This window comes from Streptomyces sp. NPDC058045 (assembly GCF_042885635.1).
Taxonomy (GTDB): Bacteria; Actinomycetota; Actinomycetes; order Streptomycetales; family Streptomycetaceae; genus Streptomyces.
In genome coordinates, this window is the sequence record NZ_JBHVRR010000001.1 from 121,270 (window position 1) to 138,800 (window position 17,531).

13 protein-coding genes are annotated in these 17,531 nt (G+C 73.6%); 7 read left to right on the top strand and 6 right to left on the bottom strand.

The genetic code is table 11. The annotated features are described in order from the left end of the window. Window positions 1-330: 330 nt before the first annotated feature. The 5 genes from ACFVST_RS00595 (at window position 331) to ACFVST_RS00615 (ending at window position 5,584) form a co-directional block, all read left to right on the top strand. A complete protein-coding gene (locus tag ACFVST_RS00595) occupies window positions 331-1,287 on the top strand; it encodes an STM4015 family protein (protein WP_390145376.1) in 957 nt (318 codons plus the stop codon). Between the two features lie 119 nt (window positions 1,288-1,406). Beyond that, entirely contained in the window at window positions 1,407-2,489 is a 1,083-nt protein-coding gene (locus tag ACFVST_RS00600) for an STM4014 family protein (RefSeq protein WP_390145708.1), read from the top strand. A 14-nt stretch (window positions 2,490-2,503) separates the two neighbouring features. After that, window positions 2,504-3,352 carry an STM4013/SEN3800 family hydrolase gene (locus ACFVST_RS00605; RefSeq protein ID WP_390145710.1) on the top strand — a complete coding sequence of 283 codons (849 nt, stop codon included), beginning with the start codon at window positions 2,504-2,506 and terminating at the stop codon, window positions 3,350-3,352. Then, window positions 3,349-4,725 carry an STM4012 family radical SAM protein gene (locus tag ACFVST_RS00610; protein ID WP_390145378.1) on the top strand — a complete coding sequence of 459 codons (1,377 nt, stop codon included), beginning with the start codon at window positions 3,349-3,351 and terminating at the stop codon, window positions 4,723-4,725. Before ACFVST_RS00605 ends, ACFVST_RS00610 begins: the two co-directional genes overlap by 4 nt. 10 nt (window positions 4,726-4,735) lie before the next feature. Next, complete coding sequence (locus ACFVST_RS00615; protein ID WP_390145712.1) at window positions 4,736-5,584, top strand: STM4011 family radical SAM protein; 849 nt, start codon at window positions 4,736-4,738, stop codon at window positions 5,582-5,584. Window positions 5,585-5,603: 19 nt separating this feature from the next. Here the strand turns inward: ACFVST_RS00615 and ACFVST_RS00620 are convergent, their stop codons facing one another. From ACFVST_RS00620 to ACFVST_RS00630, 3 genes are read right to left on the bottom strand one after another with little or no spacing between them, the layout of a single operon-like run. Further along, window positions 5,604-6,440, bottom strand: coding sequence for a sugar phosphate isomerase/epimerase family protein (locus ACFVST_RS00620; RefSeq protein WP_390145380.1), 837 nt, complete (start codon window positions 6,438-6,440; stop codon window positions 5,604-5,606). After that, window positions 6,437-7,594 carry a dihydrodipicolinate synthase family protein gene (locus ACFVST_RS00625; RefSeq protein WP_390145382.1) on the bottom strand — a complete coding sequence of 386 codons (1,158 nt, stop codon included), beginning with the start codon at window positions 7,592-7,594 and terminating at the stop codon, window positions 6,437-6,439. Before ACFVST_RS00625 ends, ACFVST_RS00620 begins: the two co-directional genes overlap by 4 nt. 29 nt (window positions 7,595-7,623) lie before the next feature. Then, window positions 7,624-8,778 carry a Gfo/Idh/MocA family protein gene (locus tag ACFVST_RS00630; protein ID WP_390145384.1) on the bottom strand — a complete coding sequence of 385 codons (1,155 nt, stop codon included), beginning with the start codon at window positions 8,776-8,778 and terminating at the stop codon, window positions 7,624-7,626. Between the two features lie 306 nt (window positions 8,779-9,084). On the opposite strand from ACFVST_RS00630, the gene lhgO reads away from it, so the two are divergent. After that, a complete protein-coding gene (lhgO, locus tag ACFVST_RS00635) occupies window positions 9,085-10,287 on the top strand; it encodes an L-2-hydroxyglutarate oxidase (protein ID WP_390145386.1) in 1,203 nt (400 codons plus the stop codon). Window positions 10,288-10,306: 19 nt separating this feature from the next. Here the strand turns inward: lhgO and ACFVST_RS00640 are convergent, their stop codons facing one another. The 3 genes from ACFVST_RS00640 to ACFVST_RS00650 form a co-directional block, all read right to left on the bottom strand. Continuing rightward, window positions 10,307-11,116, bottom strand: a complete 810-nt coding sequence (locus ACFVST_RS00640) for an alpha/beta fold hydrolase (protein WP_390145388.1) — start codon at window positions 11,114-11,116, stop codon at window positions 10,307-10,309. 73 nt (window positions 11,117-11,189) lie between these two features. Beyond that, a complete protein-coding gene (locus ACFVST_RS00645) occupies window positions 11,190-13,127 on the bottom strand; it encodes a serine/threonine-protein kinase (RefSeq protein WP_390145390.1) in 1,938 nt (645 codons plus the stop codon). 174 nt (window positions 13,128-13,301) lie between these two features. Next, window positions 13,302-16,022 (bottom strand): SpoIIE family protein phosphatase, encoded by a 2,721-nt coding sequence (locus ACFVST_RS00650; RefSeq protein ID WP_390145392.1) that lies wholly within the window; start codon window positions 16,020-16,022, stop codon window positions 13,302-13,304. Between the two features lie 483 nt (window positions 16,023-16,505). On the opposite strand from ACFVST_RS00650, the gene ACFVST_RS00655 reads away from it, so the two are divergent. Continuing rightward, complete coding sequence (locus ACFVST_RS00655; protein WP_390145394.1) at window positions 16,506-17,522, top strand: hypothetical protein; 1,017 nt, start codon at window positions 16,506-16,508, stop codon at window positions 17,520-17,522. The last annotated feature ends 9 nt before the right edge of the window (window positions 17,523-17,531 follow it).

Here is a 17,531-nt window from a genome sequence, read left to right on the forward strand (position 1 = left end):
CTTATAATACCCCCCCCCCGCGCGGGGGGGGCCGGCCGCGGGGCCGCGGGCCGCCGGCCTCCCCACCCCCGGGGGGCCCCCGGCCCCGGGGGGCCGCGTGCCCCGACGGGCGTTCGGCCGGTGCCTCCTCGCGCCGGACCCGGCCACGATGGGCCCTTTGTCCTGGTGATCGGCCCATGTCCCGGGCTCCCGGGGGCCGTTGTCAGTGCGGCTTGGTAGAACAGTCCTCATGCGGCCGCCGTGCCGCGGCAGTCACACCGGTGCAGGTGCGGTCCCGCCCTGCCCGCACACCGAAGCGTCCTCGTCGCACCCCTTCCAGGAGCCCCACCGATGTCCGTTGTTCACGTGCAGGAGCTGCACGGCCTCCCGGCCTTCACCTTCCCCGAGCCCGACGTGCGGCAGGAACTGCCCGCGGCCGGCACCGTGGCCTGGCGGCTGGGCGTCGACCCCTACGGGGACAACCACGAGGAGACCTTCGAGGCCCTGTGGGACCGCTTCGCCGCCGCGGTCGACCTGGGCGAGGTGCGCGCGCTGATCATCGGCCCCTGGGGCGAGGTCTACGAGCACGACTCCGGCATGGTCGTACAGCTCCTGACCGACCACCGGGACCGACTGACCGGACTGCGCGGCCTGTTCCTCGGCGATCTGGAGATGGAGGAGGCGGAGATCTCCTGGATCGAGCAGTCCGACATCACCCCGCTCCTCGAAGCCTTCCCGCTGCTGGTGGAGTTCGGCGTCCGCGGCGGCACCAAGCTGAGCTTCTCCGGGGGCAGGCTGGAGCATCTGCGGCGCCTGGTCATCGAGTCCGGCGGCCTGCCCGGCGAGGTGGTACGTGCCGTCGCCGCCAGCGAGTTCCCCGCCCTGGAGCACCTGGAGCTCTGGTTCGGTCAGGAGGACTACGGCGCCACCGCCGAAGTCGGCGATCTGGAACCGATCCTGACCCCCGGACACCACCCCGCGCTCCGCCATCTCGGCCTGCGCAACAGCGAGTTCCAGGACGGGATCGCCGCCGCGGTGGCCGCCTCCCCGGTGGTCGACCAGCTCCACACCCTGGACCTCTCCCTCGGAATGCTCACCGACGAGGGAGCGAACGCCCTGCTCGCCGGCCGCCCGCTCACCCACCTGAAGAAGCTCGACCTGCGCCACCACTACCTCACCGACGAGGTGGTCAAGCGGGTGCGGCGGGCGCTGGAGCCGGCCGGGGTCCAGGTCGACCTGTCCGAGCCCGGCGACTCCTGGGAGGACGGGGACGGCACGGTCTACCGCTACACCGCCGTCGGGGAATAGGCGATGCGCAGCGGAGGGGGACGGCCGTGACCGTCGTGGACCGCTCCGGTCCGGTGCCCACCGAGGGCGGGCCGGTCCGGTTCGCCCTGGTGGGCAATCCGGAGAACCGGCGCACCGCGATGTTCACCGCCGCCGCCCGCGCCGCCGGCCACCCCGCTCCCCGCGTCCTGCCCTGGCGCCAAGTGCTGTGCGGGGACTACGAGTTCGAGCCGGGCGAGCTGGTCCGGATCGACTCCCCCGGGGAGAACGCGGAGGTGGACCGGCTGCTGCGGGACGTCGAGGACCCCACCCGGGTCGAGGGCACCGCCCGCTGGCACCGCCGCTTCACCGCCGCCGTCCGCGAGGTGGCGGAGTCCGCGCGGCGGGCGGGCTCGTCGGCCTGCGCCGATCCGGAGGAGATCGCGGTGATGTTCGACAAGCGGCGCTGCCATGCCCGGCTCGCCGCCGCCCGGGTCCCGGTGCCCGCCGCGCTGCCCGGCCCGGTCGACGGCTGGGACCGGCTCAAGGCGGAGTTGGCGGCCGCCGGTATCACCCGGGCCTTCGTCAAACCGGCCCACGGCTCCTCGGCCTCCGGGGTGCTGGCGCTCACCCTCGCCGGTCCCGGCCGGGTGCAGGCCACCACCTCCGTGGAGAGGGGGCCCGGCGGCCGGCTGTTCAACTCCCTGCGGGTGCGGCGGTACACCGCGGAGACCGAGATCGCCGCCCTGGTCGACGCGCTCGCCCCGGACGGGCTCCAGGTCGAGCGGTGGGTGCCCAAGTCCTCCCTCGACGGCCGGGCCGCCGACCTGCGGGTGGTGGTGGTCGCCGGGCGCGCCACCCATGCCGTGGTGCGCACCAGCCGCCACCCGATGACCAATCTGCACCTGGGCGGCCGCCGCGGCGACCTCGGCTCGGTACGCCGGGCGATCGAGGCCGCGGGCGGTGACTTCACCGAGGTACTGGACACGGCCGAGGGCGCGGCGGCCTGCTTCCCCGGCACTCTCTGCGTCGGGGTGGACATCCTGCCGGGCCTCCGCTGGCGCCGCTTCGCCGTCGGCGAGGTGAACGCCTTCGGTGACCTGCTCCCCGGGCTGACCGGCCTGCCCGGCAGCGGCGCCGAAGGCCTGGACACCTACGCGGCCCAGGTCGCCGCCACCACCGCCCGCGCCACCCGCCCCCGACGCGGCACCCCACCGGTATCACCAGGAGCAGCGCCACCATGACGCCCCCCTTCGACATGAACGACATCGTGGGCAGCCATGATCTGCTCCTAGTCACCCTGGACACCCTCCGCTACGACGTGGCGCAGGAGTCGGCGGCAGCGGGCCGTACCCCGAATCTGGCCCGGCATCTGCCCGCCGGCGGCTGGGAGCGGCGGCACGCCCCGGGCAGCTTCACCTACGCCTCCCACCAGGCGATGTTCGCCGGCTTCCTGCCGACACCCGCCGAACCGGGGCCGCACCCGAGGCTGTTCGCCGCCCGCTTCGCCGGCAGCGAGACCACCGCCGAGGGCACCTTCGTCTACGACACCCCCGATCTGGTCTCGGGCCTGGCCGCCGCCGGGTACCGCACGGTGTGCATCGGCGGTGTCGGCTTCTTCAACCGGCAGGCGGCGCTGGGCTCGGTGCTGCCCGGGATGTTCCAGGAGAGCCACTGGCGGCCCGAGTTCGGGGTGGCCTCGCCCACGTCCTTCGAGTCGCAGGTGGCGTGCGCCGAGCAGATCGCGGGCGAACTCCCGGCCGAGCAGCGCCTGTTCCTCTTCGTCAATGTCTCGGCCCTGCACCAGCCCAACTGGTTCCATCTGCCCGGCGCCACCCGCGAGGAGGGCGATACGCGCGCCACCCACGCCGCGGCGCTCGCCTATGTGGACCGGCACATCGGCAGGCTGTTCACCGCCGCGGCCGCCCGCCGCCCCTGCTTCACCATCGTCTGCTCCGACCACGGCACCGCCTACGGCGACGACGGCTACCACGGCCACCGCATCGGCCACGAGGCCGTCTGGACCGTCCCCTACGCCCAGTTCACTCTCGACAGCTCCCTTGGCTCCCTCGACTCCCCCAACTCCCTTCCCGGCGAGGCCCGATGACCACCACCGACACCACAGCCACCGGCGGTGCGGCGGCCCCGGCCACCGTCCGCCCCTACCAGCAGTACGTCTACGCCTATCCGCACAAGACCGCGTACCGGCCGCTCGCAGCGGAGCAGGCGGCGGTGCGGGAGCTGTGGGACGGGGAGGCCCGGGACGCGCTCTCGCTGTACTTCCACATCCCGTTCTGCGAGGTGCGCTGCGGGTTCTGCAATCTGTTCACCCGCATCGGGGCGCCGGAGGGGCTGACCGGAGCCTATCTGGACGCGCTGGAGCGGCAGGCGGAGGCGGTGCGGGAGGCGCTGGGCGAGGGGGCGCGGTTCGCGGGTGCGGCCTTCGGCGGCGGCACCCCGACGTTTCTCACCGCGGCCGAGTTGGAGCGGCTGTGCGATCTCGCCGAGCGGGGCCTCGGCGCCGATCTGCGGACGATTCCGCTCTCCGTGGAGGCCTCCCCCGCCACGGCCACCGCCGACCGGCTCGCCGTACTGGCCGAGCGCGGCGCCACCCGGCTCAGCCTGGGTGTGCAGAGCTTCGTGGACAGCGAGGCCCGAGCGGCGGTACGCCCCCAGCGCCGCGCCGATGTCGAGGCCGCGCTGACCCGGATCCGCGAAGCGGCCCTGCCCGTGCTCAACATCGACCTGATCTACGGCATCGAGGGCCAGACCGAGCGGACCTGGCGGCAGTCCCTGGACGCCGCCCTCGCCTGGCAGCCCGAGGAGCTGTACCTGTACCCGCTCTATGTCCGGCCGCTCACCGGTCTCGGCCGCCGTCCCGGCCCGGACGGCGCGGAGGCGCAGTGGGACGCGCAGCGCCTGCGGCTGTACCGCCAGGGCCGGGACCATCTGCTGGCGCACGGGTACCGGCAGGTGTCGATGCGGATGTTCCGCCGCGGCGGCGCGCCCGACACCGGCGGGGAGGACTACACCTGCCAGACCGACGGCATGGTCGGCCTCGGCTGCGGCGCCCGCTCGTACACCTCACGGCTGCACTACTCCTTCGACTACGCGGTGGACATGCACCGCATACGCCGGCTCGTGGACGAGTACACCGCCCGGAGCACCGAGGAGTTCCGCCGTGCCGACTTCGGCTGGTGGATGACGCCCGAGGAGTCCCGCCGCCGCCATCTGCTGCAATCGCTGCTCCAGGCCGAGGGGATGAGCACGGACGACTACCAAGTCCGGTTCGGCACCACGCCGTTGGCGGACTTCCCGGCGGAGCTGGACCGGTTCGAGGCGCGCGGCTGGCTGGACACCGGCGCGGGCCCCGGGCTGCTGCGGCTCTCCCCCGAGGGCCTGGCCCATTCCGACGCGGTCGGCCCGGAGTTGTTCTCCGCCGAGGTGCGCGCCCGGATGGCCGCCTATGAGACGAAGTGACAGGGCCGCCATGGATCTGACGCTGCTCTACCGCGGCCCGCTGGCCTCCTGCGACTACGACTGCCCGTACTGCCCGTTCGCCAAGCGCCGCGACAGCCGGGCCCAACTGACCGCCGACCGCACGGCACTTGAGCGTTTCACCGGCTGGGCCGGGGCGCAGCGGGAGGACCGGCTGTCGATCCTCTTCACCCCGTGGGGCGAGGGCCTGGTGCGGTCGTGGTACCGCCGCGCCCTGACCGAGTTGAGCCTGCTGCCGCACATCCGGCGGGTGGCGATCCAGACCAATCTGAGCTGCCGTACGGACTGGCTGGACGCCGCCGACCTGGACACCCTCGCCCTGTGGTGCACCTTCCACCCCGGCCAGACACCGTATGGCCGCTTCCTGGCGAAGTGCCGGGAGCTGGCGGGGCGGGGGGTGCGGTACAGCGTCGGGGTGGTGGGGCTGCCCGAGCATCTGGACCAGGCCCGCCGGCTGCGCGCCGAGCTGCCCGCCGAGGTCTACCTCTGGGTCAACGCCGCGGAGGGCCGCACGTACACCGACGTGGAGGCAGAGCGGTGGACGGCCCTCGACCCGCTGTTCCCGTACAGCCGCCATCCGCACCGCAGCGCGGGACTGCCCTGCCGTACCGGTGAGTCGGTCCTCTCGGTCGACGGCGAAGGCACCGTCCGCCGCTGCCACTTCGTACCCGCTCCCCTCGGCAACCTCTACGACGGCAGCTACCGCACCCAGCTCCGCCCGCGCGCCTGCCCCAACGCCGTGTGCGACTGCCATATCGGCTATGTCCATCTGGAGACCCTGCCGCTGTACGACGTGTTCGCGGGCGGAGTGCTGGAACGGATACCGGGGGCGGCGGGGTGACGGCGGCGGTGAACTCCCTTCAGCGCGGGGCGACATGGGCGAGATGGCGTTCCACCACGGTGCGCAGGGTGCGGGCGCCGGGGGTGTCCCAGATGGCCTGGTTGAAGATCTCGACCTCGATCCAGCCGGTGTATCCGGCGGTGTCCACCGCCTCGGTGAGGGCGCGGACATCGATATGCCCGTCACCGACATGCCCGCGTCCGAGGAGGGTGTCGGCGGGCAGCGGGGTGACCCAGTCGCAGACCTGGTAGGCGGCGATCCGCTCGCCCGCCCTGGCGATCTGCTCCGCCAACTGCGGGTCCCACCACACGTGGTAGCTGTCGACCACCACACCGACCTGCTCCACCGGGAAACCCTCCGCCAGATCGAGCGCCTGCCCGAGGGTGGAGACGACCGCCCGGTCCGCGCAGAACATCGGATGCAGCGGCTCGACCGCCAGCCGCACTCCCAACTCGGCGGCGTACGGGGCGAGTTCGGCGATCGCGTCCTGGACGGCGGTACGGGCGCCGGGCAGGTCCCGGCTGCCCTCGGGGAGGCCGCCGACCACCAGGACCAGGGTGCCGGTGCCGAGTTCGGCGGCCTCCTCGATGGCGCGGCGGTTGTCGGCCAGGGCGGCGGCGCGCTCCCGTGGTCCGGTGGCGGTGAGGAATCCGCCGCGGCAGAGTGTGGTGACGGTCAGACCCGCGTCGCGTACCAGCCGGGCCGCTCTGCGGACGCCGGTCTCCGCGACCCGGTCGCGCCAGAGGCCGATACCGCCGATGCCCGCCTCGACACAGCCGGCCACCGCTTCGGGCAGCGTCCACCGCTTGGTGGTGGCGGTGTTGAGAGAGAGGCGTTCCAGCCCTGGGGCGGTCATGTGTCGTATCCCTTCGTGGTCAGGAAGGCGCCCATCCGTGCCGTCGCGAGGTCCGGGTCGGGGAACGCGCCCGCGTCGCCCGCCAGCCGGAACAGCTCGGCCAGATGCCGGACGCCGCGGCTGTGCTGCTCACCGCCGACCATGGTGAACTCCCCTTGGTGGCCTGCGAGATGGGCGAGGAAGACCACTCCGGTCTTGTAGTGCCGGGTGGGTGCGGCGAAGAGGTGGCGGGCCAGCGGCAGCGTCGGTTCCAGGACCGTCCGGTAGGCGGTGGTGTCGCCGCGGTCGAGGGCTTGGAGTGCGGTGGCGGCATGGGCGGCGATCGGGTCGAACACACCGAGCAGCGCATCGCTGAAGCCCTGCTCGTCACCGAGGATCAGTCCCGGGTAGTGGAAGTCGTCCCCGGTGTACATCCGCACCCCCTCCGGCAGTGCCCGGCGCAGGGCGGTCTCCCGGTCGGCGTCCAGCAGCGAGATCTTGATCCCGTCGACCTGGGCGGCGTTCTCCTCGGTGATCCGCAGTACGGTGGCGGCGGCCCGGTCCAGGTCGGTCGACCCCCAGTAGCCCTCAAGTGCCGGATCGAAGGCGGTGCCGAGCCAGTGCAGGATCACCGGCCGCCGGGTCTGCGCGAGCAGCCTCCCGTAGATCCGGGCGTAGTCCTCCGGCCCGTCGGCGGCTTTCGCCAGTGCCCGGCTGGCCATCAGGACGACCTGCGCCCCGGCCGCCTCCACCACCTCGATCTGCTCCTCGTAGGCGAGCAGTACGTCCGCGAGGGACGGTTCGGCGGTGGTGAGCTGGTCGGTTCCGGCGCCGCAGGCGAGCCGTCCGCCGGTGGCGCGGGCCTCGGCACCGGAGCGGGTGATCAACTCCCGTGCACCGGCCCAGTCCAGGCCCATCCCGCGCTGCGCGGTGTCCATGGCGTCGGCGACCCCCAGGCCCAGCGACCACAGATGCCGGCGGAAGGCGAGGGTGGCGTCCCAGTCCAACACGGCGGACGCGCCCGGCAGTTGAGCGGCCGCGGGGTCGGCGACGACATGGGCGGCGGCGAAAGCGGTACGGCTGGACGCGGGCGGGGCGGTGCGGCACAGGTCCGGTGGGGCGGGCGGCCGGTAGCGGCGGGGGCCGTCGGGCAGCGGCAGCAGGATGTCCCTCATGGGCGGATACCTCACCGGGTCGGGGGTGGTCAGAGGGTGAGTTCGGGGATCTCCATCCGGCGGCCTTCACGTGCGGAGACCAGGGCGAGTTCGGCGAGCTGCACCCCTCGGGCCCCCGCGAGCAGGTCGTACGGGAAGGGGGCACCGGTGACGACATGGGTCAGGAACTGCTCCCACTGCACCTTGAACCCGTTGTCGAACTCCGTGTTGTCGGGGACGCTCTGCCACTGGGAGCGGAACGCCTCGCCTGCCGGGAGGTCCGGATTCCACACGGGTTTGGGCGTGGCGGCACGGTGCTGGATACGGCAGTCGCGCAGACCGGCGACCGCGCTGCCCTCGGTGCCGTCGATCTGGAACTCCACGAGTTCGTCGCGGTGCACCCGGGCCGCCCAGGAGGAGTTGATCTGGGCGGGGATGCCGCCTTCGAGTTCGAAGATGCCGTAGGCGGCGTCGTCGGCGGTGGCGGTGTAGGGGCGGCCCTGCTCGTCGTGGCGCTCGGGGATATGGGTGGCGGTGTGGGCGTAGACCGAGCGGACCGGGACGCCGAGGGTCCGCTCCAGCACATAGTGCCAGTGCGGGAACATGTCCAGGACGATGCCGCCGCCGTCCTCGGCGCGGTAGTTCCACGAGGGGCGCTGGCCGGGCTGCCAGTCGCCCTCGAAGACCCAGTAGCCGAACTCGCCGCGTACCGACAGGATTTGGCCGAAGAAGCCGCAGTCGACCAGGCGCTTGAGCTTGATCAGGCCCGGTAGGAACAGCTTGTCCTGCACCACTCCGTTCCGGACGCCCGCCGCATGGGCGAGGCGGGCCAACTCCCGTGCGGTGTCGGCGGATTCGGCGGTGGGCTTCTCGGTGTAGATGTGCTTGCCCGCCGCGATCGCCGCTCTGACGGCCTGCTCGCGGGCGCGGGTGAGCTGCGCGTCGAAGTAGATCTCGCTCGCCGGGTCGGCCAGCGCCTCGTCCAGGTCGGTGGTCCAACGGCGCAGTCCATGGCGCTCGGCCAGGGCGCGGACCTTGGTGCGGTCGCGGCCCACGAGGATCGGCTCGGGCCAGACCGAGGTCCCGTCCGGCAGGGTGACTCCGCCCTGTTCGCGGATGGCGAGGATCGAGCGGACCAGGTGCTGGTTGCGGCCCATCCGTCCGGTGACGCCGTTCATGATGATGCCGATGGATCGGCGGGTCATCCACAAGCTCCTCTGTGTGAGTGTCCGGTGGGTGTCCGGGCAGGGCGGCGGTCGGAGAGCGCTGCTCTCTCCAGGCGCTCCGTATGGTCCTCCACGGCGGGGGCGGGCGTCCACGACGGCGGCGACGTGGTCAAGTCCGTTCCCCTGCCTCCCGGTGCGCCCCGCCCCACCCGTACCGGCCCAACTCCCCGCCCCGCAAGGCCCGTTGGGCACGCGGGCCCGGCCCCGCTCGGTATGCACGGTAACGTGACGCACCGGGCCGCGCACCGCGCGCCGTACCCGCGCACCCCGTCGAGGAGGACACCCATGGCCGACGAGACGATCGGCATCGTGGGCGGCGGGATCGTGGGGCTGGCCACCGGGCGGGAGATCGCGCTGCGCCGGCCCGGGACCCGGGTGGTGGTGCTGGAGAAGGAACAGCGCGTCGCCGCCCACCAGTCGGCGCGCAACTCCGGTGTGGTGCACGCCGGGGTGTACTACCCGCCGCACAGCCTCAAGGCCCGGCTCTGCACCCGCGGCAGGGCGATGCTCCGCACCTACTGCCAGGACCGCGGGCTGCCGTACCAGGAGTGCGGGAAGCTGGTGGTCGCGGTCGACAGGGGTGAACTGCCAAGGCTGGAACGGCTCCTGGAGAACGCGCGGGCGAACGGGGTGCCCGGGGTGCGCCGTCTGGACGGGGGCGCCGTCGGGGAGGTCGAGCCATATGCCGCGGGGGTGGCCGCGCTCCACTCGCCGCACACCGCGATCACCGACTTCCCGGCGATCGCCCGGTCGTTCGCGGCGGACATCGAGGACGCGGGCGGCGAGGTGCGGCTCGGTTTCCCCGTCACGGCGGTGACCCGGCTCGGCGGCGGCCGGGTGCGGGTGGCCTCCGGTGAGCGGGAGTTGACCGTGGACCGGCTGGTGCTCTGCGCCGGTCTGCACAGCGACCGGGTGGCGCGGCTCGCGGAGGACGGCGACGAGCCCAGGATCGTGCCCTTCCGCGGCGAGTACATGACGGTGTCCCCGGAGCGGGCGCCCCTGGTGCGCGGGCTGATCTACCCGGTGCCCGACCCGCGTTACCCGTTCCTGGGGGTGCACTTCACCCGCCGGGTCGACGGCAGTGTGGAGGTGGGGCCCAACGCGGTGCTCGCCCTGGCCCGGGAGGGGTACCGGCCGGCGGACGTGGATCTGCGGGAGGTGGCCCGGATCGCCGCCTTCCCGGGTGCGTGGCGGCTGGCCCGGCGGCACTGGCGCACCGGCCTGCGGGAGATCCGCGGCACGCTCTCGGTGCGCGCCTATATGAAGGCCGCGCAGGCGTATGTGCCGGAGATCGGTGCCGGGGACGTGGTGCGCGGCCGGACCGGGGTGCGGGCGCAGGCGCTGGCCCGGGACGGTTCGCTGGTGGACGACTTCGCCATCCACCGGGCGGGCGCGGTCACCGCGGTCCGCAACGCGCCCTCCCCCGCGGCGACTTCCTCCCTGGCGATCGCGGAACACATCGCGGACACCGTGTTCGAGACGGCTTAGCGGCCCGGGCCGCGACCGGTCAGCCCCAGAACTCCCGCAGGGCCGCGTTGACGGTGGCGGGTTCCTGGGTGTGCGGGTAGTAGCCGGGCACCCGTAGGAGGCGGCCGCCGAGGGAGTCCGTGAGGGACTCGGCCACGGCCATGAGGGGAAGCCCCACATGCTCGCGGTAGGCGGCCGGTGCGCGCTCCCAGGTTCCGCAGATCACCAGGACCGGCAGGGCGGCGGCCCGGATCGGGTCCAGCGGAATGTCCGCCTCCCAGACGGGCCGCTCGCCCATGGAGGTGGCGACGGCACGGAGCCGGCGCGGCGTCGGCTCGGGCATGGCCATCCCCAACCCCTCGGTGGACGCCCGCAGATACCGCTCCGGCGTCACACCGTCCGGGATGCCGGGCGCACCGTCGCGGACCCGGTCGAGGAGGGCGGCGACGACGGGATGGTGTGCGGCGGCGGTGAAGGCGGAGGGCTGGATGAGGGCGAGGGAGCGGACCAGGTCGGGTCGGCGGGCGGCAGCGATGAGCGCGGCGACGGCACCGTTCCCGTGCCCCACGAGGTGCGCGCCGCCGGGCGTCTCGGCACACGCCCCGTCGCCGAGCACGCCCACCACGTCGTCCGCGTCGACGTCGAAGTCGCTGCGCGCGGTGTCGGGGCTGTCGCCGTAACCCCGGCGGTCCATCAGCAGGAGCCGCCGGCTGTCCGCGAGGGGCCGCTGCCCGGCGAAGCCGTACGCGGGGTCGCTGCCCCAGGTGAAGATGTTGTGGACGAAGAGGGCGGGGGCCGGGCCTCGGCCGGCCCGCTCGCGGTCGTCCCACACGGTCACCTGCACGGTCATCGGGTCACCCTGCGGGGGTAGCTGGGGGAGCGTGCCAGGGGACGCGACGCCACGGAGATCCCAACGACACGGCCTAGTGTCCCGCGCTGATTCTGCCCGGCGGCAGCTTGGTGTCCGCGTCGCTCACGGTGCAGGTCACGAAGTGGTAGCCGTCGCCGAAGGCGCTCTTGTTGGTCCAGCCGTACAGCTCGTGCCCGCCGTGCTCCCAGGCCGCCGCGTACTTCTGCGCGCAGAGCTTGTACTCGTTGTCGGAGGCCTTCCGGAAGGACATGTCCTCGGGGACCGAGACGAAGCCGATGACCTGGTGGGCGTGGGACTTGTCGCAGTCGGCCAGGATCCAGGAGTAGGTGCCCTTCTTGTCCTTGTCCTCGGAGACGTCGAAGCAGTCGTCGATCGAGGTGTTCCCGGGGTAGACGGTGTCGCCGGTGTCGCGGAAGCGGCCGAGGGGGCCGGAGACCCCGTTGTCGCTCTTGGCGAACGCGACACAGGCGTACCGCTGGGTCTTGGAGGTCCAGCCCGCCTCGGTGGGGACCAGGGCGTAGGGGGTGAGGTCGGCGAGTCCGCGTACCAGGCCGTCGAGTTCGGTGGCGCAGCGGGACTTGGAGTCCTTGCGGGCGGCGTCCAGGGAGCGGGCTTCCAGCACGGTGACGACCTGGGCGTCGGGCCACTCCTTGTCGCAGTTCAGCAGGGAGAGCCGCGGTGTGCTGTGCAGTTTCTTGCCGGACCAGACCGCCGACAGGCAATCCCCGGGCCGGAGTTCGGCATCGAGCCCGACCTGCTCGCCGTACGGCTGGGAGGTGCGGGCCGGTGCGGAACCGACGGGCGAGGAGTGGGCGGGGGTGGGCTTCTTGGCGTCGTCGTGGTGGTGCCCGCCGCCGCCGAAGGCGGTCACCGCCCACACCACGGCACCGGCCAGTACGGCCACCGCCGCCACCGCGGCCGCCACCAGCCGCCACCGGCGCCGGGGGTCGCCCTCCGGCGCGCTGTCGGGGGTGGCCGAAGGGGGTGTCGTGGGTGGCTCGGCGGGCGGGGGCGGGGCTTCCCCCTGGGTGTCGGGGGTGGCCGCGGAGCCGCCGGTCGGGGCGGGGTTGGGCGCCGGGCCGTCCTGGGCCAGCAGTTCCCGCAGGCTGTCGCGGACCGTCTCCGGGGCGGCGCGGCGCATCGGGTCCTTCTCCAGCAGCCCCAGCAGGACCGGGCCCAACTCCCCTGCTCGCCGCGGCGGTACGGGAGCGTCCAGCACCATCGACACCCGCGCCGCACCGTCCTCGCCCGGCTCGAACGGGCCGCGGCCCTCCACCGCCGTGTACAGGGTGGCGCCCATGGAGAACAGGTCGGCGGCCGGTGTCGGCGGGTCCCCGTGGATGCGTTCCGGCGCCAGGAACCCGGGGGTGCCGATGACCCCGGCCACCGGCGTCAGCCGCGGATCGCGGGAGCCGGGGCGCAGGGCGATGCCGTAGTCGGTGAGCAGGACCCGGCCGTACGGGTCGCCTGAAATGTCCGGTGCCAGCAGGATGTTGGCCGGTTTCACATCGCGGTGCAGGATGCCGATGCGGTGCCCGGTGCTGAGCGCGTCCAGGACGGCGAGTCCGACGCGGGCGGTGCGCTCGACGGTCAACGGGCCGGAGCGGTCGATGAGTTCCTGGAGGTCGACCACGTCCGGCACGAACTCCATGACGATCCACGGCAGTCCGTCGTCCTCGATGACATCGTGCACGGTGACCACGTTCGGATGCGCCCGCAGCCGGGCCGCGTTGCGTGCCTCGCTGCGGGCCCGCGCCACCAGTTCCGGCGAGGGGCGGGCCTCGCCCTGTCCGGGCACCGCGATCTCCTTCATGGAGACCTCGCAGGACAGCTCCTCGTCGTGGGCGTACCAGACGCGGCCCATGCCGCCCGCGCCGAGGCGGCGGATCAGCCGGTACCGTCCGCCGATCTTCCGACCCGCACCGGCCGCCTCCTCCGCCCCGGACCCCGGCCCGTCTACCACCGCGCGTTTCCCCCGCTCACTGTCCACCTGCACTCCGTACGAGCCCGGCCAAGCCGTGACCGCGGCGACGACAGATGAAAGCCGTTGCCCGGCAGGGCGGTTCGGCGCGGCGCCCGCGGTCGGCGGCCAGCGTACGCCGCCGAAGCACTCCCGGGCGCCGGGTTCTGCCGTACGTCCACCTCCCCACACCGGGGCGGCGGTTCAGACTTCGGGGAGGTCGGACAGGTCGAAGCCGGGCCAGGTGGTGCCGGGCGGTCCGGTGCGGGGCTGCTCGGTCCAGATCACCTTGCCGTGCGTGGTGTAGCGGGTGCCCCAGCGTTCCGCGAGCTGCGCCACCAGGAAGAGGCCCCGGCCGCCCTCGTCGCCCAGGGCGGCGCGCCGCAGATGCGGTGAGGTGTTGCTGCCGTCGGACACCTCGCAGGTCAGAGTGGTGCGGCCGAGGAGCAGCCGGACGTGCACGGGCTGGGTGCCGTAGCGGATGGCGTTGGTGATCAGCTCGCTCAGCATCAGCTCGGTGGTGAACGCGGCCTCGTCCAGGCCCCAGGCGGTGACCTGCCGTACGCAGGCGGCGCGTACCGGGGCGACCGCGGCCGGTTCCGAGGGCACGTCCCACTCGGCGACGCGGGACGGCGGGAGCAGTCGGGTGCGGGCGATGAGCAGGGCGATGTCGTCGTGCCGGTGCTCGGGCAGCAGCCGCTCGACCACGGCCCGGCAGAGGCCGTCCGGGGTGCGGTCGGTGTGGGCGGCGAGGACTTCGGCGAGGAGGTCGAGGCCGGTGTCGATGTCCCGGTCGCGGCGCTCGACGAGTCCGTCGGTGAAGAGCACCAGCCGGCTGCCCTCCGGCACGGTGACGGTGGCGGTCTCGCAGGGCAGGGTGGCGAGGCCCAGCGGCGGGGAGGTGGGGACCTCGGGGAAGTGGACGGTGCCGTCGGGTGACAGCAGGGCGGGCGCGAAGTGCCCGGCGCGCGCCATGGTGCACTGCCCGTTCGCCGGGTCGTAGATCGCGTACAGGCAGGTGGCGCCGGTGATCCCGCCCTCCGCGGGCACCCCGTCGGCGCCTTCCGCGCCCGGCTCCCGGCGTACCGCGTCCTGCTCGTCCAGTGCCTTCACCAGTTCGTCGAGGTGCCAGAGGACCTCGTCGGGCGGGATGTCGAGGCGGGCGAAGTTGTGGACGGCGGTGCGCAGGCGGCCCATGGTGGCGGCGGCGTGCAGCCCGTGCCCGACGACATCGCCGATCACCAGCGCCACCCGCGCCCCGGGCAGCGGGATCAGGTCGAACCAGTCGCCGCCCACCCCGGCCTGGGCGGGCAGATAGCGGTAGGCCGCCTTGACCGCGTCCAGCTCCGGGAAGCCGTGCGGCAGCAGGCTGCGTTGCAGGGTCTCGGAGAGGTTGTGCTCACGGGTGTAGCGGCGGGCGTTGTCCACGGCGACGGCGGCCCGCGCGGCCAGCTCGTCCGCGAACGACCGGTCGTCCTCCTCGTACGGGGTGCTGCCGGGCCCGCGCCGGAAGGTGACCAGGCCCAGCACCGCACCGCGCGCCTGGAGCGGTACCGCGATCATCGAGCCGGCTCCGGCGGGGCCGGGGCCGGCGGTGACGAGGACGGCGTGGCCGGAGTGGAGCGCGGCGGCCGCCGGATCACCGGCCTCGGCGAGCGCGACCGGTGTGCCGACCGGCCGGGCCGCCGCCTCCCGCGCGCCCGCGCCGCCGTCGCCCGCCGCGGCCAGCGCCACCCGCCGCATCACCGCCGGGGTACCGCCCGGTTCCTCGCCCTCCAGGACCGGTTCCAGCAGTTCGACGGTGGTGACGTCGGCGAAGCGGCCCGCGGTGGCCTCGGCCAGTTCCTCCGCGGCCTGCACCACGTCCAGGGTGCTGCCGAGCCGGACGCCCGCGTCGTACAGCACCGCCAGCCGGTCCCGGGCCAGTTCGGCGATGCCGGACAGCTTCCGCAGTTCGGTGGTGTCGCGGAGGGTGGCGGCGGTGCCGGGGGCGGCGCCGCGGCCGGGCGGGGTGCGCCGGGTGCTCACGGCGAGCAGCCGGTCCCCCGCCGGGTGCACCTCGTCGGTGACGGTGCGGTCGGAGGTCAGCAGGTCCGCGATACCGGTGTCCAGGCCCAGTTCGCCGAGGTGGCGTCCCTCGGCGTCGGCAGGGAGGGCGAGCAGGCGGCGCGCCTCGTCGTTGGCGAGCTGGAGCCGCCCGTCGCCCGCGATGATCAGCACGCCTTCACGCACCGAGTGCAGCACCGCGTCGTGGTGCTCGTACATGCGGGTCATCTCGGCGGGGCCGATGCCGTGGGTCTGGCGGCGCAGGCGTCTGCTGACCAGGACGGCGCTGGTGCCGGCCAGCAGCAGGGCGATCCCCCCGGCCCCGAGGACGACGGGCAGCCGCCGCTGGCTCCAGGCGCTGACATGCTCGATCCGCACCCCGGCCGCGACCACGCCGACCACCTTGCCGTGCCCGTCGGTGACGGGGACGACGGCGCGGGCCGCGGTGCTCGGGGGTCCGCGGAAGGTGTCGGTGTAGTCGCCGTGGGCGACGGCCCGCTCGGTGCCCGGCATGTAGTCGCCGATCAGCGTGGGGTCGGTGTCCGCGAGGCGGATCCCGTTCGGGGCGGCGACGGCGATGAAGTCGACATGGGCGCGGCGGGTGGCGGGACCGGTCTGCGGCTGGAGCCGGGCCCCGGGGTGGGCCGAGGTGAGGGCCTGGGCGGTACTGGGTGCGGTGGCGAAGGCGGCGGCCGCGGCCAGGGAGCGGCTGCGGGCGGAACTCTGCTCCCCGCCCTGCACCTGGAGCTGGAGCGCGATCACCCCGGCGGCGACCAGCAGCACCGCCACGACGATCTGCACGAGCAGCACCTGGCCGGCCACGCTGCTGGTGCTCAGCCAGGACCGCAGCCCTCCCGATCGCCGAGCCGAGCCCTCCATGTCCTCTTTTCTAGCACTTTGCCGAGCGGCGGGCGGCCCCGAGGTGGGAAGTCCCCCGGCCCGGGGCCTGCACGTGCTATGCCGAGCCGGCACCGCGGGCGGGGGTGGCGACCCACGGACGGAGGCGGGCACGGGAGCGGGCGCGGCGTTCGGAGCGGTTTCGGCCAGCGCGGCCGGATACCGCCACCCGGAGGGATATCGGCATATGCGGGGCGCGCACCCGGACGCCGTCGCCCGGATCGGTCACACCACCACATCCCCGGGCGTTCTGAAAACCCTCCCCCGGTACCAAGTCCGGCATTCCGCCAGGTCATCAACTCACCTTGCGTGGTTATGCGTTGCGTAAGATCGGCAAAGTCCTTCCCTGATCTGGCAGGAGCCCTACACTGGCCGCCGACCAATGCTCATTGTCCTAATCTCCCCGCGGAGCAACATTTTGCCTGTCTCCTATGTTCCGCCCTGCTCCGCCGAGGCCGGCGACTGATGGCCCGCGCTCCCAAGCGCACCCGCCCCACCTACCATCCCGCGGGCCATGACGCCGCCCTGCGCGGGGCGTTGCAGGATCTGCGGGCCGGCCGCTGGCTGGCCATGCGCGATCTGCTCAACGCCTCAGCGGGCGGCCGGCAGTGGACCCAGCGCACCCAGGTACTGGCGGCCGCCGCGGCCGGCAGCGACCTGGTGCAGGCCTGGCGCACCGATGAACCGAACAACCCGGTGGCGGCCGTGATGCACGCCCGGGTCGAGGTGGAACGCGCCTTACGCGCGCACCGCGAGGGCCATCAGCGCCTGCGCGAACCGTGGTTGAGGGCCTGGGAGGCGTGCCGGCAGGCCGCGTTCGCCGCGCCGGACGACCCGGTGCCGTGGGTGTGCCTGCTGGCGCTGGCCCGGCTGGACGAGGCACAGGAGTGGGACGAGCACCGGGTGGCGCCGCCGGAGCCGATGCTGCCGCCCGGCCCCTGGGGTCTGCTCGCGGAGGCCGACAAGCGCGATCCGCAGAACCGCGAGGCCTACCACCGGATGCTGCAGTTCATGTTCGGCCGGCGGAACGGCGGGCGGCTCTCCGAGGCCATCAACTTCACCCAGTGGGCGGCGTCTTCGGCCACCCTGGGGTCGTCGCTGCATCTGCTGCCGCTGTATGTGCGGGTGGAGCGCTACCGCCGGCAGGACGGCCGGGACGCGGCCCTCGATCTGCACTGGGTGGCGGAGGACGCCACCCGGGAGGCGACCGTCGCCCTGGAGCGGTGGTTCGGGTACACGCCGCCCGCCGAGGCCTCGCTGCTGGACCTGAGCCATCTGGCGCACGCCCTATGGGGGTCGCACCAATTCACCGCGGGCGCAAGGGTGTTCAGCGCCCTCGACCCGTACTACGTTGCCGTGCCGTGGACCCACCGGGTGGCGCCGGCCCTGGCGGACGAGTCCCCCGGTACGGCGGCGCTCGACCTCTTCGTACAGGCGCGGGCGCGCTGTGATGCCGCCGAGCGTTCCGCGCGCGGCGGCTGAGCACCGCCC